This is a genomic window from Streptomyces mesophilus, assembly GCF_011044995.1.
In the GTDB taxonomy this organism is placed as follows: domain Bacteria; phylum Actinomycetota; class Actinomycetes; order Streptomycetales; family Streptomycetaceae; genus Streptomyces; species Streptomyces mesophilus.
In genome coordinates this window covers 1-25,351 of sequence record NZ_JAAKZW010000114.1, presented here as the reverse complement: position 1 = coordinate 25,351, position 25,351 = coordinate 1, and the positions used below count along the sequence as shown (strand labels likewise).

Below are 25,351 nucleotides of genomic sequence, written 5' to 3'. Positions count from 1 at the left end.
CCCCAGGAACCCCGCGTACCCCGCGACCCCCTCGAACCCCCCGCCGCAGGACCCTCGTACCCCAAGGAGTCGATCCACCATGGCGAGCGATGTGCCGAACGGCCATGTCTCCGATCTCGACTGGCTGTTGAGCGGCCTGGTGCAGCGAGTACCGCACACCCGCAGCGCCGTGCTCCTCTCCTCCGACGGACTGGTCAAATCCGTCCACGGACTCGACACCGACAGCGCCGACCACATGGCCGCGCTGGCCTCCGGCCTCTACTCCCTGGGCCGCAGCGCCGGCGCGCGCTTCGGTGACGGAGGTGAGGTGCGCCAGGTCGTCGTCGAGCTGGACTCCACCCTGCTGTTCGTCTCCACCGCCGGCTCCGGCACGTGTCTGGCGGTGCTCGCCGGGCGGGACGCCGACGCCGCGGTGCTCGGCTACGAGATGGCGATGCTGGTGAAGAGCGTGCGGCCCTACTTGGTGACACCCGCGCGGCAGGCCGCCGAGTCCGGTCCGAGGCTCTGAACATGGCGGCCCCGCAGGACGGGCCGTGGCTCGACGACGCGGCCGGCCGACTGGTGCGCCCCTACACGGTGAGCAATGGGCGCACCCGGCCGACCGCTGCCCTGGATCTTCTCTCGATGGTGATGACCACCGGCGCCCTGCCGGCCGGTCAGATGGGACCCGAACACACCGACGCGCTCGGTCTGATCGGGGCCCGGCCCACCTCGGTGGCGGAGGTGGCCGCGCACTTACGGCTCCCCGCAGTGGTCACCAAGGTGGTGCTCTCGGATCTCGTCGACTGCGGGGCGCTCACCGCGAAGGCCCCGTCGTTCCGTACGCACAACCCCACCGACCGGTCGCTATTGGAGGCAGTGCTCGATGGCCTACGACGACGGCTCTGATGCCTTCGCCCAGGACCCCTTCCCCACCGCGCTCAAAATCCTTGTCGCGGGAGGCTTCGGGGTCGGCAAGACGACGTTCGTGGGGGCGGTCAGCGAGATCGAACCGCTGAGCACCGAAGAGCTGCTCACCACGGTGAGCGTCGGCACCGACCGGCTCGACGGCGTCGAGCACAAGACCACCACCACGGTCGCCATGGACTTCGGCCGGATCACGCTCGACTCCCGCAATGTGCTGTATCTCTTCGGCACCCCGGGCCAGGAGCGGTTCTGGTTCATGTGGGACGAGTTGTCCGAGGGCGCGCTCGGGGCGGTCGTCCTGGCCGACACCCGCCGCCTCGAGGACTGCTTCGCCGCCGTCGACTTCTTCGAACGCCGCGGGATCGGCTTCGTCGTCGCGGTCAACGAGTTCGACGGCGCGTTCCGCTACGAGCCCGAAGAAGTACGCGCCGCCATAGATCTGCGGCCCGAGGTCCCCGTGGTCCTGTGCGACGCCAGAATCTCCTCGTCCGGCATCCAGACCCTGGTGACGCTCGTCCAGCATCTGCTCACCAAGTCCACTCCGGCCCCGAGCTTTGGAGCAACGACATGACGTACGACCCGACCGGGCATCTCCTGCTCACGCCCATCGACAAGGAGGCGCCGAGCCGGGTGCAGCGCCTGCGCCAGCTCGGCCTCGGCGAACACGCGGACCCGGCCTTCGACGCCTTCGCGGACCGTCTCGCCGAGGTCACCGGGGCGCCGTTCTCGATGGTCAACTTCATCGACGAGAACCGGCAGTTCTTCGCGGGGCTGCACACCCCGACCGGCACGCACTCCGGTTCCGAACTGGGCGCGGCCGCCGCCAGCGCGGGGGTCAGCCGCTATATGGCCCGCGACCACGGCTACTGCCCGCATGTGGTGGTCCGCCGCAAGGCCCTGGTCCTCGAGGACGTCTGCGACTACCCGCGCTTCGCGGGCAATCCGGTGGTCGACGAGATCGGCATCCGCTCCTACCTGGGCGCGCCGCTGATCGACCGTACGGGCATGGCGCTCGGCACCATCTGCGTGGTCGACACCGAGCCGCGCCCCTGGGGGAGGGCGGGGCTCGAGACGATCAAGTCCCTGGCCGCCGAGCTGATCGAGCAGATCCACCGCCGGGAGGACGGACGCATCTGATCGCGGTGCGGTCAGACGAGCCGGCTGGAGGCACAGGTTCCGTTCACGGCAAGGGAGTTCATACCTTGCCGGCACAGTGCGTGCGCTGGGGCGGGACCTGACCCCAGCTCCCCTCCGCCCAGTCCAGGTCCTGATCCGGGCTCGGCGGCTGATTGCGTACGAGCTCACTGAGCCGCTCCGACCAGCTGCCCTTCGCCGTGCCCAGCGCCACCTCGGCCAGCCTGAGCAGTTGGACGTCCGAGGTGCCCGCGGGCGCGAAGATGTGGTGCGCGTCGCGCAGGAAGCGCTCGATGGGCCGGTTGGTGAAGAGGCCGGCGGCGGCATGGATCTCCATCGCGTTGCGCGCCGAGTCCAGGGCCGATTCGACATTGACGACCTTGGCGTTCATCAACTCCGCATCGCAGTCCACGCCTTGGTCGAGCAGATGCACCGCGTGATAGGCGGCGAGCCGTGCGGTCATCAGCCGGGACTGCATCTGACCCAGCTTGATCTTGACGTTGGCGAGCGCGTGCAGCGGCTTGCCGTAGCGCTCGCGCTCCGCGCAGAAGCGGGTCGTCTCCTCCACGAGCGCCTGATGGATCCCGAGCGATACGGCCGTGAGGTTCGCCCGGCCGTACAGGACACTGGAGGAGTACGCGACGGAAAGGCCGTCGCCCTCGGCGCCGAGCCGATTGGCCGCCGGGACACGGCAGTTGTCGAAGATCAGCTCGCCGAAGCTGAAGCCGTGCAGCCCCATCGCCGGCTGCTGCTCGCCCAGTGAGAAGCCCGGACGGTCCGACTCCACCAGGAACGCCGTGAGCCCCTTGGAGCCCGGCCCGGTGCGCACGATGACGCCGTGCAGATCACCGACGTGGCTGTTGCCCACGTACACCTTGCGGCCGTTGAGCACATAGTCCTCGCCGTCCCGTACGGCGCTCGCGGCCATCCCGAGGACGTGGCCGCCCGATTCGTGCTCGGTCACCGCGATCGTGGGCAGGCAGAGGCCGGCGGCCACGGCCGGGAGCCAGGTCTTCTTCTGGTCCTCGTTGCCGAAGTGCACGATCTTGGCGACGCCGAGCTGGGAGGCCTGCACCATCGCGCCCATCGCTCCGCTGACCCGTGACAGCTCCTCGATGATGAGGGTCTTGGCGAGGTGCCCCGCACCCATCCCGCCGTACTGCTCGGGAATGGTCGCCCCCAGCCAGCCCTGCCGTGCGATCAGCCGGGATATGCCATGGGCAGTGGAACGCGACTCCTCCATCGCCGGGACCCGCGGAAGGACCTCCCGTTCGGCGAAACTCCTGACCTCTTCGCGGAGTTGATGGTGCCGTCGGCTGGTGAAGTAGCTGTCCATGGTTCCCATGGTGTCCATCGCGAGCCTTCCTCCGTGAAAAGCCTGCTCGCAGGGTTGTTCGAGCAGGAGTTTTCTTCGAAGTGGTCCCGTCCCGAACAGGCCACCACACCATCTTGTTGAAGCTTGAGGCAACCACAAGATCGTCTCGCAACTTTGGCGCAAAAGCGGACAGTTGACATACGCCGGGTAGGCGTCGGGTGCGGTGAGTCCATCCGGTCCACGCCCGAGGCATTCCCCTCGGCCATCCGCCTGCCACATGCCTCGGGCAACAGTTTCTGCGGCATATGGCAGACCGGGTCGTCGGATCGGCCCGGAACGCTCAGAGTGTCCATCTCGGGCGACAGAATTCGGACACAGTCGCCCTTGTCCGGTCCGGAATTGGACTCACGGAATGAGCCACCCTCGTTCCGCATCCTGAGACGCGGATACGGGAGTGCCGGGGTAGGTCCGGAGTGCCGGGGTTTCGGTCCGCAGACACACCCGTTGCGCAGACCGCCCCCGGACCCGCTCGCCTCAGGTGCCCCGCCGTGAGGGAACGTGTGTTCGCTGTCCGGAAGGGGTGTGGTGCAGGAACGGTTCGGCTACACGTTGGTACGGAGGCGGCGGGGTGGGCGTGTGGGTGCGCGAGGGGGCGTGAAGGGGGCGCGTTTTGTGTGTGTCCTGGTGGGTGTGGTGCTCAGTCCGGGCGTGGTGCTCAGTCCAGGAATTGCGCTTGGGTGATGCATTGCGGTTGGCCCAGGCGCTGCGCTCGGCCCGAGCGTGGATCTCAGTCGCTGAGAGCGAGGCGGACGCCGAAGGCGGCGATGACGGTCCCGGTGATCCGGTCCAGCAGACGGCGGGCGCGAGGCCTGCGCAGCCAGCCGTGCAGCACGCGGGCGAAGCCGATCAGGGCGGCCGACCACAGCAGACCGAGCAGGACGTGCACGGTCGTGAGCACCAGCCCCATCGCGAAGTGGTGGGCGCCGACGGGGATGAACTGGGGCAGGACCGCGACGTAGAAGGCGCCCATCTTCGGGTTGAGGAGATTGGTGAGCGTCCCCTGCCGCCAGCCTCCGGTGACCGAGTCCTCCCCGCCGAGCAGGCCGGGGTCGCCTTCCTCGGCCAGGGGCCTGCCGCGGAAGGTGTCCCGCAGCATGCGGGCTCCCAGCCAGACGAGATAGGCGGCACCGACCCAGCGCAAGGTCGTGTAGGCGAGGTGCGAGGCCGTCAGGAGCGCGGTCACCCCCAGAGAGGTGAGCGCGCCCCAGAGCAGAGTGCCGGTCTGGATTCCGAGGACGACGCCCCAGGCCCGTCTGCGCCGGCCGAGGGCCGAGGTGCGCAGGATCAGGGCGGTGTCGAGACCGGGAGTCAGGGTGAGAAGCCCTACGACGAGGGCGAAGGACCACAGCGAGGTGCTTGTTGCCATGGACGGCCAGCCTACGACACCGGTCCCACGGTCTGAGCACGCGCCCTTCTCCTGCTGGAGCTGCGGCTTGAGAACGGGCCGATGGAGCGGGATCCGTCCTACGCCTGCCGGCCTGCCTCGCCTGCTGGGACGCCTGCCTGTCGGCCCGCCGCGTCTGCCGTGCCGCTGCCGGGCCGCCTGCCGGTCGGTCAGCCGCTCACGCCGAGCCACCGCGTCTGCCGAGCCACCGCGTCTGCCGGGCCGGCCTCGGCGTGCCGCGCCGGCCCCGACGCCTGGAGTTCGCCCCGGTGACTCAGCCTCTAGGCCAGCACGTCCACCGCCAGCTCACGCACCACGTCCTCGTCCACCTCGACCCCGAGCCCCGGGCCCGTGGGCACGTGGGCCACGCCCTTCTCGACCGTCACGGTCGGTCCCGCGTACGGGGAGCCGATGAACTGGCGGCCGTTGAGGTCCACGGGTGTGTCGATCCCATGGGCCGCGAACAGGTGGAGCGAGGCGGCGAGCCCCAGGTCGGAGTCGGTGAGGCCCGAGCCCATCAGCCGCACCCCGCTGTCCTCGGCGAGCTGGCACAACCGCCGTGACAGGGTGAGCCCGCCGCTGCGCTGCACCTTGGCGATGGCCACGTCCACGGCCTCCAGGCGTACGAAGGTCGCCAGGTCCGAGGGGTGGCGCAGGGACTCGTCCAGGGCGACCGGCAGGGGAGAGGTGTCGCGCAGCCGGCGCAGTCCGGCCACGTCGTTGGCCGGCAGCGGCTGTTCGAAGGCCGTGACGCCCAACTCGTCCAGACGGCGGGCCACTCGCAGCGCACTGTGCACGGAGTACGCCTGGTTGGCATCCACCCACAGCGGCGCGGACGGCGCGTGCTCCCGTACGGCGGCGACCACCGCGAGGTCGGTCTCCTCGTCGTGCAGCCCGATCTTGACCTTGAAGGCCTGGTAGCCGAGCGCGAGCCCCTCGGCGACGCTCTCGCCCACCTGCGACGGCGTCTGGCCCGACACGATCCAGCCCAACCGCAGTGATTCGACGCGCCGTTGACCCCACAGCACACCCAACGGCACCCCGGCCGCACGGCCGAGCAGATCGTGCAGGGCCACGTCCACCGCCGACTTGGCGAGCGGGGCGCCGATGCTGAAACCTCGGTTCACCGCGCGGTCGAAGGCGCGGTCGACGCCGTCGAGGTCCCAGGCGGGACGGCCGGTGATGGCGGGGGCGAGATAGCGGTCGATGGTCGTCACGATCGACTCGGACGTCTCGTACGTCCAGGCGGGGATCGGGGTCGCCTCGCCCCAGCCGTGCACCCCGTCGGCGCTCACCTTCACCAGGACACGGATGCTCGGCAGACCCGCGACGGCCACCGCGCCGCCCGAGACGCCGAACGAGCGGTGCGTGGGCAGTGCCACCGCGAACGTCTCGACGCGGTCGATGACCAGCGAAGCGAGTGCGGCGGGCTGAGAGCTTGCTCCGGTCGGTTCCATGTCCAACACAGGCCTCTCGGTAGGGGAGTTGCGGACGTTCGCCCCCTCCGCCCCGCGGTGGCCGGGACCGGCGGTGCGGAAACCTGTGCACGACCTATTGACCGTGCACTCGGGCGGTCATTAGCGTGACCGGGAGCGTACCAGAAAGCGCTTTCTGAAAGCGTTTCCGATCAGAGCCCGAGCGCAGCCCGACCAAAGAACAGGCCCAGGAACCGATGAAAGATCGGACGAAAGTCCGAGCACCATCCCGAGCAACCAGCTCTCCGTCAACCGCAGTCACCCTCAGGGGAGTTCCTCGTGAGTCAGAGCGCACTGTCCTCGGCACCCGTGAAGACGGCGGGTGTCGCGCTACGTGAAAGCCCGAGCGCGCGTGAGCGGTTCACCGACGCCGCGGAGAAGAGCTGGCGCCCCGTGGCCCTGCTGCTCGCCTGCTTCGTGGCCTGGTGGGTGATCGCCGCCCTGGAACTGGTCGAGCCCTATCTGGTGCCCTCGCCGGGCAAGACCTTCGAGGTGATCGTCGACAAGCCGGACTACCTCTGGCAGCACAGCTGGGTGACCACGTACGAGACGCTGATCGGCTTCGTCGTGGCGGTGGCCATCGGGGTGTTCGCCGCCGTGATCATGGTCTACTCCTCGACCGTCGAGAAGACGCTCTACCCGATCCTGCTCTTCGCGCAGGTCGTACCGAAGATCGCCATCGCGCCGCTGTTCGTGGTGTGGCTGGGCTTCGGCATGGCGCCGAAGATCGTGATCGCGGTCCTCATCGCGTTCTTCCCCGTGGTGATCTCGATGGTGACCGGACTCAAGGCCGTCGACCCGGAGATGCTCCAGCTCTCCTCGACGATGGGCGCGAAGCCCTGGCAGACCTTTGTGAAGATCCGCTTCCCCGCCTCCCTGCCCCATCTGTTCTCCGGCCTCAAGGTCGCCGTCACGCTGGCGGTGACCGGAGCCGTGGTCGGGGAGTTCGTCGGGGCCAACGAGGGTCTCGGCTACGTGATCCTGCAGGCCAACGGCAACCTCGACACCCCGATGCTGTTCGCGGGCCTCCTGGTGATGTCCCTGATCGGCGTCGTGCTCTTCGTCATCGTCGAGATCGCCGAGAAGCTGCTGCTCCCCTGGCACGCGAGCCGCCGGGAGTCCGGCGTCACGACCGCGTTCTGACCGGGATGCGACCCCCGTACCCGCACCGCAAGGATCCGCACCCCCGCACCGCAAGGATCCGCACCCCCCCCGCCACGTATGACCGGCACAACCACCAAGCCCCGTCCCGCACTTCAGGCAAGTGACCCCGACGTCCGCTCGTGAAAGGGCAGGCCACCATGCACCCGCGCAGAACCCTGATAGGCCTCGTCCCGCTGCTCCTGGTCGCCGCCACGGCCTGCGGCGGGGACGACTCCTCCACCACCACCAGCAAGGACGGCAAGAAGCTGGACAAGGTGACGCTGACGCTCAACTGGTACCCGTACGGGGAGCACGCGCCGTTCTACTACGGCAAGGCGCAGAAGATCTTCGAGGACAACGGTATCGACCTGACCATCCAGGCCGGCCAGGGCTCCCAGAAGACCGTGCAGGCCACCGCCGCCGGGCAGACCGACTTCGGCTGGGCCGACACCCCCGCGGTGCTCGCCGGTGTCGAGCAGGGCGTGAACGTCAAGAGCCTCGGTGTCTTCCTGCAGACCACACCGGCCTCCGTGCAGTTCTTCGCGGACCAGAACATCAAGTCGCCCGCCGACCTCAAGGGCAAGGTCATCGCCGGTACGACGGGTGACGCGCTGTCGAAGACCTTCCCGGCCTTCCTCGCGGCCAACGACCTGAAGGAGTCGGACGTCACCGTCCAGAACACCGACCCGGCGGGCAAGATCGCCGCGGTGATCTCCGGAAAGACGGACGCGCTGCTCGGCTACGCGAGCGACCAGGGGCCGACCATGGCCAACAAGGCGAAGAAGGACGTGGAGTACCTCCGCTTCTCGGAGCACGGCCTGAACTTCTACTCCAACGGTCTGATCGCCGGTCAGAAGACCCTCGCCAAGAGCGACTTGGCCAAGCGGATGGCGAAGGCCGTCAGCGAGTCCTGGGCCGCCGCCGAGAAGGCGCCCGCCGACGCGGTGAAGTCGATGGACGGCGCCTCCGAGCAGCTGCCGCCCGAGGAGGTCCTGACCGAGCAGTTCAAGACCACGCTCACGCTGCTGCACACGGACGCCACCGAAGGCCAGGCTCCCGGCGCGAACACCGAGGAGGACTGGCAGACGACCATCGACGTCTTCAAGGACGCGGGTCTGGTCCAGAACGCCAAGCCGGTGGCCGATTACTGGGCCCAGGACCTGGCGCCGAAGAGCTGATCATGCCGGGAGCTCAGATGTCGGAAATCGACCAGCCCGACGGGGCGAACATGACCCAACTCGTCAAGGACAAGACAGCGGACAGCGGACCGGAACCGGCCGTACGGATCCAGGACGTGGCCGTCCGCTTCCGCAGCAAGAAGCGGGACGTCACCGCGCTCACCGATGTGTCGCTCGATGTCACACCGGGCGAGTTCGTGGCCATCGTCGGCCCGTCGGGGTGCGGCAAGTCCACGCTGCTCAAGCTGGTCGCGGGTCTGCTCAAGTCCTCGTCCGGCCAGGTGCGGTTGCAGGGCGAACAGGTCGCCGGACCCCGCCATGACATCGGATACGTCTTCCAGCGGGCCGCTCTGCTCGAGTGGCGCTCGGCGCTGAAGAACATCCTGTTGCAGGCGGAGATCCGTAAGCTGCCGGCCGCCCAGGCGCGGGCCCGCGCGGACGAACTCATCCGGATGACCGGCCTCGAAGGCTTCGAGGACGCACTGCCGCACGAGCTCTCCGGAGGCATGCAGCAGCGTGTGGCCCTGTGCCGTGCGCTGCTCCACCGGCCGCCGGTGCTCCTGATGGACGAGCCGTTCGGTGCCCTCGACGCGCTCACCCGTGAGCAGATGAACGTCGAACTCCACCGGATCTGGCGGGAGACGGGCACCACGGTGCTCCTCGTCACGCACTCCATCGCGGAGGCCGTGTACCTGGCGGACCGGGTGGTGGTGATGAGCCCGCGCCCCGGCACCATCCAGGAGATCATCCAGGTGGACCTGCCGGCCGAGCGGGATTACGCGGAGACCATGGGGCGCGCGGAGTTCCGCGACGCGACCACGCATATCCGCGGACTGCTCGGGACGGCGGCGGAGGACGACTGACGCCCGCCGAAGTCCCGTACGAAAAGCGCCCCGCCCTTCCTGACGAAGGGGCGGGGCGCTTCCACAGGTCCGGGCCTATTCCGTGACCTCCCGGTCGCCCGCGCTGACCAGGCCCGTCTCGTACGCCACGATGACGGCCTGGACGCGGTCGCGCAGGCCGAGTTTGGCGAGGATGCGGGCGACGTGGGTCTTCACGGTGGTCTCGGCCAAGTGGAGGCGGGCGGCGAGTTCGGCGTTGCTCAGGCCCCGGGCCAGCAGTCCCAGTACCTCCACTTCGCGCGGGGTGAGCGAGGCGAGATCGCGGTGGAGGGCGTCGGCGTCGTCGCCGCGCCTGGCGAACCGCTGTACGAGGCGGCGCGTGATCGCCGGTGCGAGGAGCGCGTCACCGGTACGCACGGTGCGTACGGCCGCGGTCAGTTGCTCGGGCGTGACGTCCTTGAGCAGGAAGCCGCTCGCTCCCGCGGCCAGGGCCGCGTACACGTACCGGTCGAGGTCGAAGGTCGTGAGGATGATGACGCGGGGCTCGCCGGGGGCGCCGGTGAGGATCCGGCGGGTGGCCTCCAGACCGTCCATCTCGGGCATCCGGACATCCATCAGGACCACGTCCGGACGGGTCCGGCGGACCGCGTCGACAGCTTCCGCGCCGTTGACCGCCTCGGCGACCACGTCGATGCCGTCGGCGCCGAGGATCAGCCGGAATCCGGTGCGCACCAGGGTCTGGTCGTCGGCGAGGAGCACCCGCAGCGGCTCGGTCACGGTGTCTCCAAGGGGATCAGGGCCTCCACACGGTAGCCGCCGGTCAGCCGTCGGCCGGTGGTCAGGGTTCCGCCGTGGACGGCGAGGCGTTCACGCAGTCCGATCAGGCCTCGGCCGCTTCCGGTGCCTTCGCCCGGGCGCCCGCCGGTGTCGGTGACCTCCACCCGGAGCCGGTCGGGCGCGTGGTCGACGGTCACGTGGGCCCTCGCTCCCGAGGCGTGCTTCACGGTGTTGGTGAGGGCTTCCTGGACCACGCGGTAGGCGGCGAGTTCGATGCCGGGCGCCAGGGGACGCGGCGTCCCGGTCACCGTCAGGTCGACGGCGAGTCCGGTGTCGCGGACCCGTGAGACCAGCGATTCCAGCTGGTCGAGGCCGGGTTGGGGTGCCAGTTCGGGCTCCGTGCCGGCAGGATCCGCGTCGGCGAGGTCCGTGTCGGGCATCGTGAGCAGGCCCATGACGTGGCGCAGTTCGGTCATGGCCGCCCGTCCGCCCGCCTCCACGGCGAGCAGGGCCTCCGCGGCCCGGTCGGGGGAGGTCCTCATGATCTTCCGTGCGGCGCCCGCCTGGATGATCATCACGCTGACGTTGTGCGTGACGACATCGTGCAGTTCACGGGCGATCCTGGCCCGCTCCTGCTCGACGGCCCGGCGCAGGGACTCGGCCTGTTCCCGCTCGAGCGCGGACAGCCGGGTGCGGCTCTCGTCGCTCCGCAGTTTCCAGCTGCGCAGGCCGACGGCGGCCACGGCCATCGGCGCCAGGATCAGCAGGACCACGTACTCGTTGGGAAGGACCGGTGTCACCGAATCCCCCGAGGTGCCGACCAGGGCGACCGAGACCACCAGCGCCGCGAGGGTCGTCATCCGGTACGGGCTGTGGACGGCCGCGCCGTACACGGCGATGACGAACGCGTAGAAGGTCAGCCGCAGGACGCTCGACGGTGTCGCCAGGGTCGCGGCCGTCACGACGCACAGCACCGCGAGCGGACAGCGGCGCCGCAGGGCCAGAGCGCCCGAGGCGATGACGGCGAGCGTGACCATGAAGGCCATGCCGCCGGGGCCGTTCGGTCGCGGCACGACGCTGTGGACGCCGGGTGCGATCTCCCGTACGACCACGTTGCCGGCGTTGTCGATGCCGTAATAGACGGTGGTGATCCCGAGCGCCAGCGCAAGGAGCACATCGAACAGCCAGGCGCCCCGAGTGGGCCGCAGGGGCCGGCGGCTCGACAGCGTCACCTCGTCGGCGGTCCGCCGCACCGCCTCGAGGCCGGCGCGGCGGACCGCCGACGGCAGCCGCTCCAGCGTCGTACGTACGTTCACCACTGATCCATTGTCGCCGCCGTACGGACCCGCCGAGTCCGTCTGCGCGGTCGTTCCCGCCCGGGCGGATACACCGGGCGCCTACTTCTCAGGGATGACGTCTGTACGACTCGTTCCGGCGCGGTACCGCAAAGGGGTCGAAGGGGCGACGCGTGCCGGCCGGTCCCGCTCCTAGCGTTCGAGCAGCCAACCGGCCCTGCCGGGGCCGCAGCGCACGGCCCTGCGAAGGCCGCAGCCGACTGCCCGTACCAGAGGAGCCCTTCATGACCACGCCGGTGATCGAACTGCGCGAGGTGAGCCGCCGTTACGACGACGGGCCGCCCGCGCTGCACGAGGCCTCCCTGACCGTGGGGCGCGGCGAGGCCGTGGCGATCCTCGGTCCGTCCGGCAGCGGCAAGTCCACGCTGCTCAATCTGATCGCGGGTCTCGACCGCCCCGACACGGGGACCGTCACCGTGGACGGGGTGCGGGTGGACCGGCTGGGGGAGGCGGGCTCGGCGCTGTACCGGCGCGCGAAGATCGGGATGGTCTTCCAGTTCTTCCATCTGCTCGACGATCTTTCCGTGGCCGACAACGTGGTCCTGCCCGCACGGCTCGCGGGCATGGCGCGCGGCGCGGCCCGCCACCGGGCGGCGGAACTCCTCGAACTGCTCGGCATCGACCGGCACGCACGGGCCTACCCGGGACGCCTGTCGGGCGGGGAGCGCCAACGCGTCGCGGTGGCGCGGGCGTTGATGAACCGTCCCGCGCTGCTCCTGGCCGACGAACCGACCGGGGCCCTGGACACGGCCGCAGGCCAGGACGTCAGCAGGCTGCTCGCCGAACTGAACGCCGAGGGCCAGACCATCGTCGTGGTCACCCACGACCTTGCGCTGGCCCGTTCCTGCACGAGCCGTACGGTCGAGATCGCCGACGGCCGTATCACCGCGGACCTTCCAGCGGGGACTGTCGCCCCGGCCGCCCCGGCCGTCCCGGCGGAGGGCGTCCGATGAGCGCACTCGGCAAGGTGGTCCGCTCGGGCGTGGGGCGCCGCCGGGTCCAGACGCTGGTGATCGGCCTCGCCGCGATGATGGCGGTGGCCTCCTCCGTACTCGGCACAACCCTGCTCGCGGTGTCCGGCGCGCCCTTCGCCGACGCGTTCGCCGCGCAGCACGGCGCGCATCTGTCGGTGCAGTTCGACGCGGGCAAGGTGAGTGCCGGGCAACTCTCGACGTCACGGGACGCGAAGGGCGTGAGCGCCGCGGCCGGCCCCTTCCGTACGGCGACCGTCACACCAGGGGCGGGCGAGGCGGGCCCCGCCTGGCCGATGCACGTGGTCGGCCGGCCCGGTCCCGGCCGTGACGTGGACGAGGTGGACCTGCTCGAAGGGCGGTGGCCGACGCGCCCCGGTGAGATCGTCCTGTCCAAGGCGTCCGCGGTCATTCCGATCCTGGACACGAAGGTCGACTTTCCCGGACTGCCGGGCGCCCCGACGCTGACCGTGGTCGGAGTGGCCCGTTCGGTCACCGGGACCGCCGATGCCTGGGTGGTGCCGGCCCAGATGACGGCGCTCACGGCGCCGGGCAGCGGCGGCTACCAGATGCTCTACCGCTTCACCGATGCCGCGACCGCCGCGCGGATCACCGCGGGCGGCAAGGCGGTCACCGGCTCCCTGCCGCCGGGCGCGGCCGTCGGCGAACAGTCCTGGCTCACCGTCAAGAAGACCGCCGAACGCGACACCGCGCTCTACGTCCCCTTCCTGATGGCGTTCGGCGCGCTGGGCCTGGTCATGTCGGTGCTCATCGTCGGCAACGTGGTCGCCTCCGCGGTCGGCACCGGCACCCGCCGTATCGGCATCCTGAAGGCCGTCGGCTGCACACCGGCCCAGGTGGTCCGCGCATACGTGGGCCAGGCGTTGATCCCGGCCGGCATCGGCACGGGTCTCGGTGTGCTCGTCGGCCACCTGCTCGCCGTTCCCGTCCTGGCCGAGGCCGGGGAGGTGTACGGCAGTTCGTCCCTGGCCGTCGAGCCCTGGGTCGACGTGGCGGTGGCAGGCGGCGCCCTCGGTCTGGTGGCGGTGACCGCGTGGGGGAGTGCGCTGCGGGCCGGCCGCATGCGTACGGTCGACGCGCTCGCCGTCGGGCGCAACACCTCGGTACGGCGCGGGCGTTGGGCGGCGCGGCTGTCCGCACGGCTTCCGTTGCCCCCGTCGGCGGCCCTGGGTCTGGCCCGGCCCTGCGCCCGGCCCGCCCGCGCGCTGGCCATGGGCGCGGCGGTTCTGTTCGGCGCCGTCGCCGTCACGTTCACCGTGGGGATGGGAGCCTCGCTCGGTGAGGTGATGAAGGCCAGGGCCCATGACGCCGCGGATGTCGTCGTGCCCGCGCCCCGCGGCGCCTTCGGGCCCGGTGCGCCCGGGCCGGGGGAGCGGCCGCCCGAGGTCGACCAGGCGGCGGTCGCCGCGGCCGTCGAGTCCGCCGACGGTACGGAGTTGTACTACAGCGCCACGACGCTACGGGCCACCGTGTCCGGTCTGACCGGCACCGTCGACGTGACCGCGTTCACCGGCGACGCCTCCTGGGGCGGCTACACCATGGTCGAAGGCCGCTGGTTCGATCAGCCCGGCGAGGCGATGGTCCCGACCCCCTTCCTCGCCGCCACCGGCACCCGTATCGGCGACAAGGTCACCCTGGGCGGATTGGCCGAGCCGGTGACGGTACGGATCGTCGGCGAGGTGCTCGATCCCCGTAAGGACGGCATGCAGGTCTTCACGGACGCCGGGACGCTCACGGGGCACACTGACGCCGGAACGCTCACGGGGCACACCGACGCCGGGAGCCTCAACACGGCCGAGACCGGGTCCGCACCCCAGGGCCCGCCGGAGACGAGCCATCACATCGCCGTAGCACCCGGCACCGACGCGGCCGCCTATACCGACGCCCTGAACACGGACTTGGCGCCGCTGGGTGTCACGGCACAGACCGGCGGGCCCGACTCCGGCAGCGACATGGTGATGACCCTCAACGCGCTGTCCGCGATGCTGACGCTGATGCTCGTGGCCGTCGCCGCGCTCGGCGTCCTCAACGGGGTGCTGCTCGACACCCGCGAGCGCGTACGGGACATCGGCGTCCACAAGGCGCTCGGCATGACCCCGCGGCAGACCATCACGATGGTCCTCACCTCGGTCGCCGTGACCGGCCTTGTCGCCGGAGTGCTCGGTGTGGCGCTGGGCGTCGCCCTGCACGGCTGGGTCATGCCGGCGATGGGGGAGAGCGTGGGGCTGCGCCTCCCCGACTCGGTGCTTGCCGTCTACCAGGTGCCCGAACTGCTCCCGCTCGCCTTCGGGGGCCTGCTCATCGCCACGCTGGGAGCGCTGCTGCCCGCAGGGTGGGCGGCCAGGGCCCGTACCGCCACGGCTCTGCGTACCGAATAGGACCGAATAGGACCGAATAGGAAGGGGCCGGCCGCCGAGAGAGCAAGGGGGCCGGCCGCCGACAACGGCGGCCGGCCCCACTTACCGCTCGATCACCTCTGCCTCAATACCTCAGCGCGGCAAGGTGGTTGTAGCTGTTGCGCGCCGTGGCGAACGGGTCGGCCGGACGGTCGTGCTCGACCAGCCACTGCTGGACGCCGCCGATGTGCGCGTTCTCGAACATCGCAGCGAAGTCCAGGACCCCGGAGCCCACATCCGCGAAGTCCCCGTCCGGCGCCATGTCCTTGACGTGCAGGGCGGGGAAGCGTCGCGGGTGCTCGACGAACAGGCGGGCCGGATCAGCGCCGCCCTTCGCCGCCCAGTACACGTCCAGCTCGAAGGCAACCAGATGCGGATCGGTCTCCTCGAGCAGGATCTCGTACAGGTTCTCGCCGTCCACGACCTCATGGTCGAGGCCGTGATTGTGGAACTGCACGGGACCGAGCCCGGCATCCCGCGACGCCTGCCCGATCCGGTTGAACTCCCGTGCCGCCTCCCGGAATCCGGCCGGCGTGTGCATCGAACCGGGCAGGCTCGGCACCACCGGCCACTTGGCGCCGAGGGTGTGCAGGTCCTCCAGTGCCTGCGGGAGTCCGGTACCGGTGAGCGTGGTGTACGCGACGTGCTCCAGAACGGCCCGCAGACCGGTCCGGTCCAGGAAGCCGCGGATCGCCGAGGCGCTGTTGTTGTGCCGCCCGCTCACCCCGACGGTGGCGTACCCGATCTCGGCGAGCTGCTCCAAGGTGCCCAGGAAGTCGGCGGCCAGCGGGGTGCGCATCGTGTAGAGGTGCATCCCGATCCCGCCGCGCGGGATGCGGCGCCACCGGGCCGCATCGCCCTCGGAGGCGTACGCGGGTGCGGAGGCGAGACCCGTCGCGGCCGCGAGCCCCAGCGACGTACCAAGGAAGGCGCGTCTGTTCAGCGTCATGCGGTGCCTCCTTCGGCCACGGTGATCTGCACCGAGCCGGTCGAAGTGTCGCCCTTGTCGTCGGTCACGGTCAGGCGGGCCGTGTACGGGCCTGGACGTGCGTAGGTGTGCTCGGCGGTCGGGCCCTCCTCGCCCGCGGGCTCGGTGTTGTCACCGAAGTCCCAGTGGTACGAGACGATCTGGCGGCCCGCGGCGGGCTTGACGGTGCTGGTCAGCTTGACCGCACCGGCCGTCTGCTCCTTGCCGAGCTCGACCTTCGTACCGCCCTTCTTCTCGACGCCGGGCCCGTTGAAGTGCAGCCAGTCGAGGGTGAGCAGGTCCGCCTTGTCCGGGGTCCACGCGGGGTTGGTGAACACCGCGTACAACTTGGTGGTGTCGCCCAGATCCTCGAGCGCGGTGGTGGGCGAGATGAAGTTGCTGTAGCTCCCGCTGTTGGGGATGGTCACCTTGCCGACCAGCGCCCCGGTGGGCGATCCCGCGCGGAACTCGATGTCGCCGCCGAGCCCGCCGGAGGCCGCGCCGACCGTCACGGAGTCGATGCCCTTGAAGTCGGTCGGATCGAAGGCCGCCCAGTCACCGTGCTCGATCTCGATCAGGCGCTTGCCGGCCGAGGCGTCCGCTCGGCTGCCGATCTCGACACCCTTGTTGGCACCGCCGGTCGTCGTGAAGTGCTCGGCCTCACGGAACGTGGTGCGCAGCGTCAGCGACGACGAACCGGTGAGGGCGGGCACGCCACCGGGACCGCCCTTGTCCTCGTACTGCGCGCTGATCCCGTAGTACAGGTTCTGCCCGGGACCATGGCTGTCACCGGCGTCCGTCGCGATCTCGCCGCGGCAGCCCGTGTAGTTGTCCAGCGGGTGCAGATGCGAGTCGTGGCCGAGCTGGGACTGGACGACGACCCGCGAGCAGTCGATCGTGCCGTCCTCCGGGTCCTTCACCTTGACTTCGAAGGGAATGGTGTCGCCGAAGGAGAACAGGCCGCCGTTCGGGGGCTGTTGGATGGTCACCACAGGCCGGGTGTTGCCGACGGTGATGTCCTGTACGGCGAGCGCGGTGAGATCACCGGGCGCGGTCACCTTCAGCCGCGCGGTGAACTGGCCCTTCTCGGTGTACACATGCGTCGGGTTGGCCTCGGTGGAATCCGTGCTGCCGTTCCCGTCGAAGTCCCAGGCATACGTGACGTCACCGCCGCCCGGAATCCCCGAACCCTCGCTGGAGAACTGCACGGTCAGCGGCACCTTCCCGGTGTCCGGGGTGGCCGTGGCCCGCGCGTCCGGCAGCCTCTTGTCCCCCACGTAATCGATCCGGTAGATGCCCGACCCTTCGTTGCTGCCGCCTCGGCCGGTACCGCTGCCGAGTCCGAAGTCGATGACATAGAGCGCCCCGTCGGGACCGAAGTCGGCGTCGAAGGGCTGGTTCCAGGCCATGTCGCCGAACACGGAATTGATGGAGTGCAGATCGCCGGCCTTCGCCGCGGGGAAGCGCGGATCGGTGAACGACTGGTCCTTCTCCTGGATCGAGAAGGTCTTGAACCACTTGCGGGTCAGCTCGTAATTGAGCCACTTCCCCTCGAAGTACTCGGGGAATTTTGTGCGATACGAGTTCTCCGGGTCGTAGTCGTAGACGGGACCGCTCATCGGCCCGCCGCCCCCGGTGCCGAGCTCCGGGAATTCGGCGGAGGCCGAGTACGCGTACCAGACCGTCGCGGGCTCGGCGTCCGGCAGCTCGGTCAGGCCCGTGTTGTTCGGGGAGTCGTTCTTCAGAGCGCCGCAGTCGAATTTCGCACCGGAGGACTTCGTCGCGAAGTCGTAGTCGTTGAACGGGGTGTTGTCGCCCACGCAGTAAGGCCAGCCGAGATTGCCGGCCTTGGTCACCCGGCTGTACTCGACGGTTCCCTCGGGACCGCGATTCGGGTTGGCGGCGCGTGCGTCGGGCCCGTAGTCCGCCACCAGCAGGGCACCGGAGTGCGGGTCGGTGGTGATACGGAACGGGTTGCGCAGGCCCATCGCATAGATCTCGGCCCGGGTCTTGTCCGTGCCGGGCGCGAAGAGGTTCCCCTCGGGAACGGCGTACGTTCCGTCGTCCTTGGGCGTGACGCGCAGAATCTTGCCGCGCAGATCATTCGTATTGCCCGAGGTGCCCTGCGCGTCCCAGGCGCGGCGGCCCTCCTGCTCGTCGATCGGCGTGAAGCCGTCGGAGGCGAAGGGATCGGTGTTGTCGCCGGTCGCGACATACAGATTTCCGCTCTTGTCGAAGGTCAGCGACCCCGCCATATGCGAATTCGCCCGGCCCTCGCCGCGGAACGTGGGAATCGTCAGCAGCCGCTTCTCGCTGGCCATGTCGACCTTGCCGCCGGCCTCGGTGAACCGCGACAGATTCAGCCGCTTCTCCGTCTTGTCGGAGTGCAGCAGATACAGCCAGTGGTTCTCCTCGAACTTCGGGTCGAGAGCGAGACCGAGCAGGCCGTCGGACTGGCTCGTCATCTCCGGTGTGTACGCGAAGTCGAGCGCCGTGGTGACCTTGAGGTTCTCCTGGTCGATGACCTTCAGCTTGCCGGTGCGCTGGATGAAGAACACCCGGCGGTCCGGGGCCACCGCAAGCTCGAAGGGGTCGGCCAGATCGCTCGTCGCCAAGGGGGTGCGCTGGAAGGCGCTGGTCTTGTTGGCGGTGCAGTCGCCCGGCTTGTCGCCCGCGGCCCACTGGATGCCGCCGAGCAGATGCTTGAGGAAGTACTCCTCCTGGAAGGCCGAGGAGGCATGGCCTCCGGCCGTGAACCAGGAACGCCCGCCGTCATAGTTCTGGCACCACGAGTACGGGTGGTCGACGCCCTCGTCCAGGCCGTCGATGCCGTCACGCACCTTGATCTGCGCGAGGGTGTGCACCTTGCCCGTGGGATTGGTGCGCCAGTTGTACCACTCCTCGGTGCGCTCCCAGAGCTGCGGAAGGCCCTTGGTGGAGGGGTGCGCCTGGTCGAGCACCTTGATCCGGCCGGTCTGCACGGCCGGGTGCTTGTCGAAGATGGCGCCGACCAGGCCCTCGTACCAGTCCCAGTCGCGCTCACTCGCGCTCGCCGCGTGCAGACCGACGTAACCGCCGCCGGCGCGGATGTACTTCTGGAAGGCGGCGCGCTGCTCGGCGTTGAGCAGGTCGCCGGACTCCGGTGTGGAGTTGGTGTTGTTGAAGACGATCGCCTGGAACGTCGCCAGGTTCTCGTCGGTGAAGGCCGCCGCGTCCTCGGTGGCCTCGACCTCGAAACCGTTTTCTGCGCCGAGCTTCTTGACCGCCTCGACTCCGGCGGCCCGGGACTCATGGTCGAAGTTGGTGATCTTCGAGAAGACCAGTACGCGGAACGGGGCCGCGGCACGGGCCTGTTCGGGCATCGACACGACCAGTCCGAGCACCAGCGCGAACAGAGCCGCGAGGGTGGTCAGGGGTCGCAGAAGTCTTCGGAGGTGACTGCCGTTCGGGGGATGACTCATGGGCGCTCCCGCTGTCTAAGGGCACGGCTGCGTGCCGACGGCTCATCGGGTGCTTGCAGTGGAGAAAGCGCTTTCTGAGGTGCAGTCGCTCAGCGTAGGTTCCAGTGATCGGAGGGGTCAATGGGTAGTGGTGGGCTTGTGACGTACGGGAGCCGGGGCCCGGGCAGGTGTCCAGACCTTGTGACGTACGGGAGCCAATGCCCGGGCAGGTGTCCGGACGCCTTCGCTGGGCAGGGGGCCACTCGTGCCCGTATCGCGAATCGAGGAGCGCACCGATGACGACGTACACGACGCAGTCCGTGACCGCGGCGGACGGTCTCCAGGTGGCCGCGTACACCTGGCTTCCGGAGAGCGGGCGCCCCCGTGCGCTGGTCCAGATCGCGCACGGAGCGGCCGAGCACGCCCTGCGGTACGACCGGTTCGCGTGCGAGCTGACCGCGCACGGATACGGGGTGATCGCCTCGGATCATCGCGGCCACGGCGCGACCGCGGTGTCGACCGGCGGGTACGGCGTGACCGAGGTGCCCGGGGCCGAAGGGGACGGCGCGGACAGCTGGCGGGCGATCGTCGGCGATCTCGAGGCGGTCGGGGACCGCGCCCGCGCGCTCTTTCCGGACGCGCCGACCGTGCTGCTCGGACACAGCATGGGGTCGATGCTGGCGCGCGACTACGCGCAGGAGTACCCGGACGCACTGGCCGGCCTGATCCTCTCGGGCACCTTCCGCACGCTGCCCTTCGTGGAGATCCAGGGCGCCCTCGACCGGCTCGACCGCGAGATCGCCGAGGGCGGCCGGGCGGCACTGTCCTCGTTCATCCCGGAGGCGTTCGCCTCGTTCAACAACCCGTACCCCCACCGCACCGGCTTCGAGTGGCTGTCACGGGACGAGGCCGAGGTCGACCGGTACGTGGCCGACGAGCGCTGCGGCTTCCCCTTCTCGGCCGGCCTGTCACGGGACTGGGTGCATGCGATCAGGAAGATCAACGACCCGGCTCAACTCGCCCGTATCCCCTCGGACCTGCCGATCCATGTGGCGGTCGGCACCGAGGACCCGTGCAACCAGTCGATGACACTGGTCCACGACCTCCTGGAGGACTTCCGTTACGTGGGGGTGGCCGACCTGACCTGGAAGGGCTACCAGGGAGCCCGGCACGAGATCCTCAACGAGACCAACCGGGCCGAGGTGCAGGCGGATCTGCTGGCGTGGCTCGACAAGCAGGTGTGACCGGCGCCCCGCGACACACGAACGCGGAGCCCGCCTCGTCGGTGGCGGGCCCCGCGGTGGCCGTACAGGCTCTCTCGCGTGCCGTGGGGACTCTCCCGGCTACTTCTTGGCGGGTTCGTCCTTCTCCAGGCCGGGCTTGAGGGGGAGGGTCTGGTTCGGGAAGATCGAGGCGTTGATCTCCAGGGTGATCACATGCTCGCCCGCGTCGATGTCGGCACCGATCTCCCGCAGCTCCTTGGCGTACGCCTCGGTGATCTTGAACTTCCACTCCTTCGGGCCCAGCGAGATCTTGCCCTGGTTGATCCGGGGGTTGATCAGGTCCGTGTAGAGCTCGACGGTGTTCATGGTCGCCAGCTGGAGCTCGTGCGGGACCGGGTTGTCGTCGACGTAGACGTTCGCGCTGGCCTTGGAGATGAACGGGAAGTCGTGCAGCCAGAACCCGTCGACCTTGTGCGACCTGCCCGTCTTGGGGTTGGTGAACTTCCAGCCGCCCGGATACCAGATGCGCCCGTTCACGAAGTTGATATTGCTGTAGCCCTGCGCGCCGACCGGGGTCCACACGCCCTCGCCGCCCTTGAGGGGGCCGACCGGGCAGACCGCCTCGACCTTGGCGTTCAGGCGCTTGAGCTCGGACTTCGTCTTCTCCGTGAAGGTCAGGGTCCCGGTGCCGCTCTGCGCGAAGAACCAGAAGGCGGTGCCGAGTTCGGGTGCCTTGTCGTAGTAGCCGGGGGCAGCCGGCTTGTCGAGTGCATAGTTGGTGGGCAGGCAGTTGGTGGCCGGCGGGTTCTCCGGCGGCGGGGGAGCGGAACGGTCGGCGGTGGCGGCGGATGCGGCGGTCGCCGTGGCGAGCACGGTCAGGGCGGTGAGGGCCACCGTGGTCTTGGGCAGGTGCGTCTTGGGCAGGTGCACGGACACTCCCGGGGAGCTTGTCCCCCCTAGGACAAGATCAGTGAAAGCGCGGTTCGGTACGCGTGCCAGCAGGCACCGCCGTACGGGGTACCTGCCACTCACGCTGTGTCACAACCTCCAGGTCAGAAGAGCCCGTGCGGCACGGCGAGGTACGGGAACGTGGGCGCGAGCTTGGTGGGCGGCCCGGACGTCGTGAAGCGGAAGAGCGGCGCGTACTCCTTCACCGCCGGCTCGCCCATCGCCACGCGCACCAGCACATGCGTGGGGTCGTCGGTGAGGCGGCGGCCGTTCGGGAAGCCCTGCGGGTCGCCGTCGAGGAAGCCACCCTTGCGGGGCGTCCGGCTCACCGGCGTCGACAGATTCAGGCGCAGCTCCTCGGCCGGCCGGAACGCGCCCGCGTCCGCATCCGCGTTCATCACCTGCGAGTTGAGATCCTCCCGGATCGGGCACGCGGCGCCTTCGCCGACCGGACAGCGGGCCTTGCCCGACAGGCCCGTCATCAGCAGCTGGAACATGTCCTTGCGGGGGTTCGCCTGCGGCGCGGGCAGGCCGGGGTGTGTGGCGTGGAAGGCCTTCGGGCCCCTCAACTTGGTCACCATGTCGATGAGTTGATGATTGTCGGCGTCCTTGGCCGCGTCCCAGGTGTTGAACTGGTCGGCCACGCCGCCGAGCACACCCAGCGGTGATCCGCGGAGCATCGCGGCCGGAGTGAGGTAGTTGTCGGGCGCGAAGGCCTCGTTGACGATCACGTTGCCGACCCGGGAGACCTGCGCGTACCGCGCACCGTCGGCCGCCCCGGGCTGCACGTTCAGCGTCTCGCGGGCCGCGGTCGCCCAGACGCCGACGACGGGGTTACGGGCCGGGTCGCCGTTCAGGGCGAGAGCCTTCTTGGGCACCTGAAGCGCCATGACGGTCACGTTCGTGCCCTGGAGCGGGCTGAACGGGAGTGGCAGTTCCGTACCGCTCTTGAGGATCTCCATCTCGCGGGCATCGTTGAAGAAGGGATCCGCCGCCTGTCCCGTGTAGACCTGCCCGCCGCCCGGCACCGGCAGCGTGGCCTCGCGGCGCAGCCCCTCGTAGTCGGGCATCCCGGCGGCCCCCGCCCGGCTCGGGGCGGCGATCGCGTCCCGGACCAGGACCTTCGGCGGTTTTCCGGGGCGCAGTTCTTCGAGCGTGTAGCGCTGCTTGAACTTCAGGTTCGGTGAACTCACCGAATCCACCTGCCCGTTGAGCACCCCGAGGAACTGCCGCTGGCCCTCGTCACGGAACGTCCAGCGGTACGTGAGATCCGGCCGGCCCGTGCCCCGGCTGTCGATGTTGAGGTCGTAGCGGGTGCGGGTGCCGAAGGTCGCGGGCGGCAGCACACCGTCGACGGGCAGACTCAGCGACTGGTACGTGACGATCAAGGTGGCGGTGTCCGGCGCCTCGGGGCTGGTGAACGCGTACAGATCACCGGCGTTGATCTCCGGGTCGAGCATCGCGCTCGGCGCGTCGATATGGCTGCCGGCCGACGCGCCCTGTGTACCGGGGCCGGCCCAGGCGGCCAGCGCGATCAGTGCCGATGCGGCGACCGCGGCCGTGGGGACACGGCGACGCGATCGGTGCGGCGATGGCTTGTCGGCCATGTCCGGTGCTCCTGGTGTGTGCGGGTCGGGTGACAACGGGCTCAGTGCGGCAGCGCGCGGTAGGGGAAGGTCCCGGTGGACGCCTTCGGCGGGGACTTGATCAGGGAGTTCTCGGTGAGGAAGTCCGTCTTGGCGCCGATGAGGCCGCCCATGAGGATGCGCATCTGGATCGCGTCGGCGTCGTCGACGAAGCGGCGGCCGTTGGGGTAGCCCTGCGGGTCGTCGGCGAAGAGCGTTTCGCTCTGCGGCTTCGAGGTCACCGGGGTCGCCATGTTGAGGCGCAGGACTTCGGCGGCGCGTACGGCCGAGGGGTCGACGTCCTTGTTGAGGGTGTGCACATTGACCTTCTCGAGGCCGTGCAGGTGGTACCGGACAAGATCCGGGCGGGGGTTGGCCGGGGGCTCGGCACCGGTGGCGAAGCCGATGTTGCGCGGTCCGAACGGCTCGCGGATCTGCTTGATCATCGCGTCCCACTCGGCGTCCTGTTCCGGCTTGCGGGCCTGGAACTGGTCGCTCAGGCCCCCGGGCACACCGATCACGGGCAGGCTGTCCGGGAACATCGTCTCGAGGAAGTGCGGCTGTCCCATCCGCGAGACCTGCGCGTACCCGGCGTCCTGCTTGCCCGTCACGTCGAGCGACTGACGCGAAGCCGTCGCCCAGACGCCGATGACCGGGTTGCGCCCCGGATCGCCGCGCAGAGCGAGCGCCTTCTTGGGCAGCTGCAAGGTCATGGTGTTGGAGTTCGTCAGCGCCACGGGGTTGAACTCGGGGACGAGCGGAACCCCGAAGCGGATCTTCGCGTACTGGCCGACGTTGAACAGGAAGGAGTCCGCGATCTGCCCGACGTACGTCTGCCCACCGCCGGGCAGCGGCGCCGTGGCGTCCTTGCGCAGCGCGTCGTAGTCGGGCATCAGCCGGTTGCCCGCGTACGACGGAGCGACCGCTCCCTCCTCGACCAGGGTCCGCGGCTGCTGCCCCGGGCGCAGCTCCTCAAGCGTGTACGTCTGGCGGAAGACCACCGCCTTGTCCTTGAGGGAACGCACCGGGGCGCTCACCGCCGACCTCGTGCCGAGCGGCCGGTCGTCCTGCGTCCGGAACGTGTAGCGGTAGGTCACATCGGGCCGGGCATCACCCGAGGAATCGACATGGACCTCGAACCGGGTGTCGCTCGCGAACGGATAGAGCGCGAGCGGATTCCCGGCGAGCTGCAACGGGTGGTAGTCCGTGGCGATGGTCACCATCTCGGGCGCGTCGGGGCTGGTGAACACGTAGAGGTCGCTGCCGTCGCGCGGAGGGTCGGCGAACGTGGACGGCGCGTCGACATGACTGGCGGCGCCCGCCCGGCCCGATACGGGGCCGGCGAACCAGCCGCCCATGAGCAGGGCACAGGCGAGAGCGGTCCCCGCGGCGGGCTTGGTGAGTTGACGGACCCTCATGTGACGACCTCTCCATGTGGCCCGCGCCTCGACGGGCATCCGAGACCACTGGACGGCACCCACGCGCGCCCGGCGATCCGGGTGCGCCGAGCGAGGGAAGGGGTTCGGCCGGATCGGTGCTGGTCGGCGGCGTGTCCGGGGTGTCGCCCGGCGCGCATCGGCCGGGGCGCCCGGCTCACGGCACGAGGAGGGCTGCGGCGCTGCGCAGGGCCATGCCCGAACCCACCGCGATCACCAGCGCGGCCGTGAGGGCGGGCAGGGCCGCCCGCAGCCGGGCGATGCGCGGGCCGCTGCGGCCGCCTGCAAGCAGAGCCTGCGCACGGTGCCCGCAGCGTGCGACGAGCAGCCCCGCCGCACAGAGCACGGCCGCCATGCCCGCGCCGTACGCGAGCACCAGGAGCACACCGAACGCGGTGCGGTTCAGGGCGATGGCGCCGAGCAGCACCACCAAGGCGGACGGGCTGGGCACGAGCCCGCCGGCGATACCGACACCGATGAGGGTGCGGCGGCGCTCCTGGTGCGGGGTGTGGGGGTGTTCGTGGGTGTGAGGGGGCGCTGCGGGGTGCTCATGTGTTGTGGCGTGGTCGTGAGGAAGCGTCGCAGGGTGCTCATGTGTCGTGGCGTGGCCGTGAGCCGTCGGAGACTTCCCGCCCTGCGGGAGGGCGGTCGCGGGCTGCACAGATCCGACGGGAATCGCCAACTGCCGTACGCCGTCGGGGCTGTGGCTGTGGCTGTGGCTGTGGTCGTGCCCGTGGCTGTGCCCATAGCTGTGC

General features: G+C 69.8%; 20 protein-coding genes and 1 pseudogene. 10 read left to right on the top strand and 11 right to left on the bottom strand.

The annotated features are described in order from the left end of the window. Window positions 1–79: 79 nt before the first annotated feature. The 4 genes from G6045_RS24175 to G6045_RS24160 are packed head-to-tail and all read left to right on the top strand — an operon-like array spanning window position 80 to window position 2,043. Window positions 80–508: a roadblock/LC7 domain-containing protein gene (locus G6045_RS24175; RefSeq protein WP_165334173.1), complete on the top strand. Its 429-nt coding sequence runs from the start codon at window positions 80–82 to the stop codon at window positions 506–508. 2 nt (window positions 509–510) lie between these two features. After that, a complete protein-coding gene (locus G6045_RS24170; protein WP_165334172.1) occupies window positions 511–888 on the top strand; it encodes a DUF742 domain-containing protein in 378 nt (125 codons plus the stop codon). Then, the gene (locus G6045_RS24165; protein WP_165334171.1) at window positions 866–1,477 is read left to right on the top strand and encodes a GTP-binding protein; all 612 of its coding nucleotides are present in this window, start codon (window positions 866–868) and stop codon (window positions 1,475–1,477) included. The genes G6045_RS24170 and G6045_RS24165 overlap by 23 nt, the downstream gene beginning before the upstream one ends. Next, entirely contained in the window at window positions 1,474–2,043 is a 570-nt protein-coding gene (locus G6045_RS24160; RefSeq protein ID WP_165334170.1) for a GAF domain-containing protein, read from the top strand. Before G6045_RS24165 ends, G6045_RS24160 begins: the two co-directional genes overlap by 4 nt. A 58-nt stretch (window positions 2,044–2,101) precedes the next feature. On the opposite strand, the gene G6045_RS24155 is transcribed toward G6045_RS24160, so the two are convergent. From G6045_RS24155 to G6045_RS24145, 3 genes are all read right to left on the bottom strand, one after another. After that, on the bottom strand, window positions 2,102–3,376 hold the full coding sequence (locus G6045_RS24155; RefSeq protein WP_165334177.1) for an acyl-CoA dehydrogenase family protein: 1,275 nt from the start codon (window positions 3,374–3,376) through the stop codon (window positions 2,102–2,104). 766 nt (window positions 3,377–4,142) lie between these two features. Further along, window positions 4,143–4,781 (bottom strand): LysE family translocator, encoded by a 639-nt coding sequence (locus G6045_RS24150; RefSeq protein WP_165334169.1) that lies wholly within the window; start codon window positions 4,779–4,781, stop codon window positions 4,143–4,145. Between the two features lie 299 nt (window positions 4,782–5,080). Next, the gene (locus G6045_RS24145; protein ID WP_165334176.1) at window positions 5,081–6,256 is read right to left on the bottom strand and encodes a mandelate racemase/muconate lactonizing enzyme family protein; all 1,176 of its coding nucleotides are present in this window, start codon (window positions 6,254–6,256) and stop codon (window positions 5,081–5,083) included. A 297-nt stretch (window positions 6,257–6,553) separates the two neighbouring features. On the opposite strand from G6045_RS24145, the gene G6045_RS24140 reads away from it, so the two are divergent. The 3 genes from G6045_RS24140 to G6045_RS24130 all read left to right on the top strand — a co-directional run bounded on the left by G6045_RS24140 (window position 6,554) and on the right by G6045_RS24130 (window position 9,458). Next, window positions 6,554–7,417 carry an ABC transporter permease gene (locus tag G6045_RS24140; RefSeq protein ID WP_165334168.1) on the top strand — a complete coding sequence of 288 codons (864 nt, stop codon included), beginning with the start codon at window positions 6,554–6,556 and terminating at the stop codon, window positions 7,415–7,417. A 158-nt stretch (window positions 7,418–7,575) separates the two neighbouring features. Next, complete coding sequence (locus G6045_RS24135) at window positions 7,576–8,595, top strand: ABC transporter substrate-binding protein (protein ID WP_165334167.1); 1,020 nt, start codon at window positions 7,576–7,578, stop codon at window positions 8,593–8,595. Window positions 8,596–8,645: 50 nt separating this feature from the next. Further along, a complete protein-coding gene (locus tag G6045_RS24130) occupies window positions 8,646–9,458 on the top strand; it encodes an ABC transporter ATP-binding protein (RefSeq protein ID WP_165334175.1) in 813 nt (270 codons plus the stop codon). A 75-nt stretch (window positions 9,459–9,533) separates the two neighbouring features. On the opposite strand, the gene G6045_RS24125 is transcribed toward G6045_RS24130, so the two are convergent. Further along, window positions 9,534–10,214 carry a response regulator gene (locus G6045_RS24125; protein ID WP_165334166.1) on the bottom strand — a complete coding sequence of 227 codons (681 nt, stop codon included), beginning with the start codon at window positions 10,212–10,214 and terminating at the stop codon, window positions 9,534–9,536. Next, a complete protein-coding gene (locus G6045_RS24120; protein WP_165334174.1) occupies window positions 10,211–11,467 on the bottom strand; it encodes a sensor histidine kinase in 1,257 nt (418 codons plus the stop codon). Before G6045_RS24120 ends, G6045_RS24125 begins: the two co-directional genes overlap by 4 nt. Window positions 11,468–11,793: 326 nt before the next feature. Here G6045_RS24120 and G6045_RS24115 point away from each other — a divergent pair, with 326 nt between their 5' ends. Next, window positions 11,794–12,522 carry an ABC transporter ATP-binding protein gene (locus tag G6045_RS24115; protein WP_165334165.1) on the top strand — a complete coding sequence of 243 codons (729 nt, stop codon included), beginning with the start codon at window positions 11,794–11,796 and terminating at the stop codon, window positions 12,520–12,522. Next, window positions 12,519–14,939: an ABC transporter permease gene (locus tag G6045_RS24110; protein WP_165334164.1), complete on the top strand. Its 2,421-nt coding sequence runs from the start codon at window positions 12,519–12,521 to the stop codon at window positions 14,937–14,939. Before G6045_RS24115 ends, G6045_RS24110 begins: the two co-directional genes overlap by 4 nt. Window positions 14,940–15,042: 103 nt before the next feature. On the opposite strand, the gene G6045_RS24105 is transcribed toward G6045_RS24110, so the two are convergent. Both G6045_RS24105 and G6045_RS24100 read right to left on the bottom strand, forming a co-directional pair. Then, window positions 15,043–15,906 carry a sugar phosphate isomerase/epimerase family protein gene (locus G6045_RS24105; protein ID WP_165334163.1) on the bottom strand — a complete coding sequence of 288 codons (864 nt, stop codon included), beginning with the start codon at window positions 15,904–15,906 and terminating at the stop codon, window positions 15,043–15,045. Next, the gene (locus G6045_RS24100) at window positions 15,903–19,385 is read right to left on the bottom strand and encodes a ThuA domain-containing protein (RefSeq protein WP_165334162.1); all 3,483 of its coding nucleotides are present in this window, start codon (window positions 19,383–19,385) and stop codon (window positions 15,903–15,905) included. Before G6045_RS24100 ends, G6045_RS24105 begins: the two co-directional genes overlap by 4 nt. 275 nt (window positions 19,386–19,660) lie before the next feature. Between G6045_RS24100 and G6045_RS24095 the strand changes: the two genes are divergently transcribed. Further along, complete coding sequence (locus G6045_RS24095; RefSeq protein ID WP_165334161.1) at window positions 19,661–20,608, top strand: alpha/beta fold hydrolase; 948 nt, start codon at window positions 19,661–19,663, stop codon at window positions 20,606–20,608. Window positions 20,609–20,707: 99 nt separating this feature from the next. Here G6045_RS24095 and G6045_RS24090 read toward each other — a convergent pair whose 3' ends face one another. From G6045_RS24090 to G6045_RS24075, 4 genes and pseudogenes are all read right to left on the bottom strand, one after another. Then, window positions 20,708–21,517 (bottom strand): hypothetical protein, encoded by an 810-nt coding sequence (locus G6045_RS24090; protein WP_165334160.1) that lies wholly within the window; start codon window positions 21,515–21,517, stop codon window positions 20,708–20,710. Window positions 21,518–21,639: 122 nt separating this feature from the next. Beyond that, window positions 21,640–23,142 (bottom strand): DUF4331 domain-containing protein, encoded by a 1,503-nt coding sequence (locus G6045_RS24085; protein ID WP_165334159.1) that lies wholly within the window; start codon window positions 23,140–23,142, stop codon window positions 21,640–21,642. Window positions 23,143–23,183: 41 nt separating this feature from the next. Beyond that, window positions 23,184–24,578, bottom strand: coding sequence for a DUF4331 domain-containing protein (locus tag G6045_RS24080; RefSeq protein ID WP_165334158.1), 1,395 nt, complete (start codon window positions 24,576–24,578; stop codon window positions 23,184–23,186). A 175-nt stretch (window positions 24,579–24,753) separates the two neighbouring features. Then, window positions 24,754–25,351, bottom strand: a pseudogene (locus G6045_RS24075) (nickel transporter); the annotation flags it as partial.

What these genes read in the sequence shown, in the direction of transcription:
- G6045_RS24175 (WP_165334173.1), top strand. Translation starts at nt 80, where the DNA reads ATGGCGAGCGATGTGCCGAACGGCCATGTCTCCGATCTCGACTGGCTG.
- G6045_RS24170 (WP_165334172.1), top strand. Translation starts at nt 511, where the DNA reads ATGGCGGCCCCGCAGGACGGGCCGTGGCTCGACGACGCGGCCGGCCGA.
- G6045_RS24165 (WP_165334171.1), top strand. Translation starts at nt 866, where the DNA reads ATGGCCTACGACGACGGCTCTGATGCCTTCGCCCAGGACCCCTTCCCC.
- G6045_RS24160 (WP_165334170.1), top strand. Translation starts at nt 1,474, where the DNA reads ATGACGTACGACCCGACCGGGCATCTCCTGCTCACGCCCATCGACAAG.
- G6045_RS24155 (WP_165334177.1), bottom strand. Translation starts at nt 3,376, where the DNA reads ATGGACAGCTACTTCACCAGCCGACGGCACCATCAACTCCGCGAAGAG.
- G6045_RS24150 (WP_165334169.1), bottom strand. Translation starts at nt 4,781, where the DNA reads ATGGCAACAAGCACCTCGCTGTGGTCCTTCGCCCTCGTCGTAGGGCTT.
- G6045_RS24145 (WP_165334176.1), bottom strand. Translation starts at nt 6,256, where the DNA reads ATGGAACCGACCGGAGCAAGCTCTCAGCCCGCCGCACTCGCTTCGCTG.
- G6045_RS24135 (WP_165334167.1), top strand. Translation starts at nt 7,576, where the DNA reads ATGCACCCGCGCAGAACCCTGATAGGCCTCGTCCCGCTGCTCCTGGTC.
- G6045_RS24130 (WP_165334175.1), top strand. Translation starts at nt 8,646, where the DNA reads ATGACCCAACTCGTCAAGGACAAGACAGCGGACAGCGGACCGGAACCG.
- G6045_RS24115 (WP_165334165.1), top strand. Translation starts at nt 11,794, where the DNA reads ATGACCACGCCGGTGATCGAACTGCGCGAGGTGAGCCGCCGTTACGAC.
- G6045_RS24110 (WP_165334164.1), top strand. Translation starts at nt 12,519, where the DNA reads ATGAGCGCACTCGGCAAGGTGGTCCGCTCGGGCGTGGGGCGCCGCCGG.
- G6045_RS24105 (WP_165334163.1), bottom strand. Translation starts at nt 15,906, where the DNA reads ATGACGCTGAACAGACGCGCCTTCCTTGGTACGTCGCTGGGGCTCGCG.
- G6045_RS24100 (WP_165334162.1), bottom strand. Translation starts at nt 19,385, where the DNA reads ATGAGTCATCCCCCGAACGGCAGTCACCTCCGAAGACTTCTGCGACCC.
- G6045_RS24095 (WP_165334161.1), top strand. Translation starts at nt 19,661, where the DNA reads ATGACGACGTACACGACGCAGTCCGTGACCGCGGCGGACGGTCTCCAG.
- G6045_RS24085 (WP_165334159.1), bottom strand. Translation starts at nt 23,142, where the DNA reads ATGGCCGACAAGCCATCGCCGCACCGATCGCGTCGCCGTGTCCCCACG.
- G6045_RS24080 (WP_165334158.1), bottom strand. Translation starts at nt 24,578, where the DNA reads ATGAGGGTCCGTCAACTCACCAAGCCCGCCGCGGGGACCGCTCTCGCC.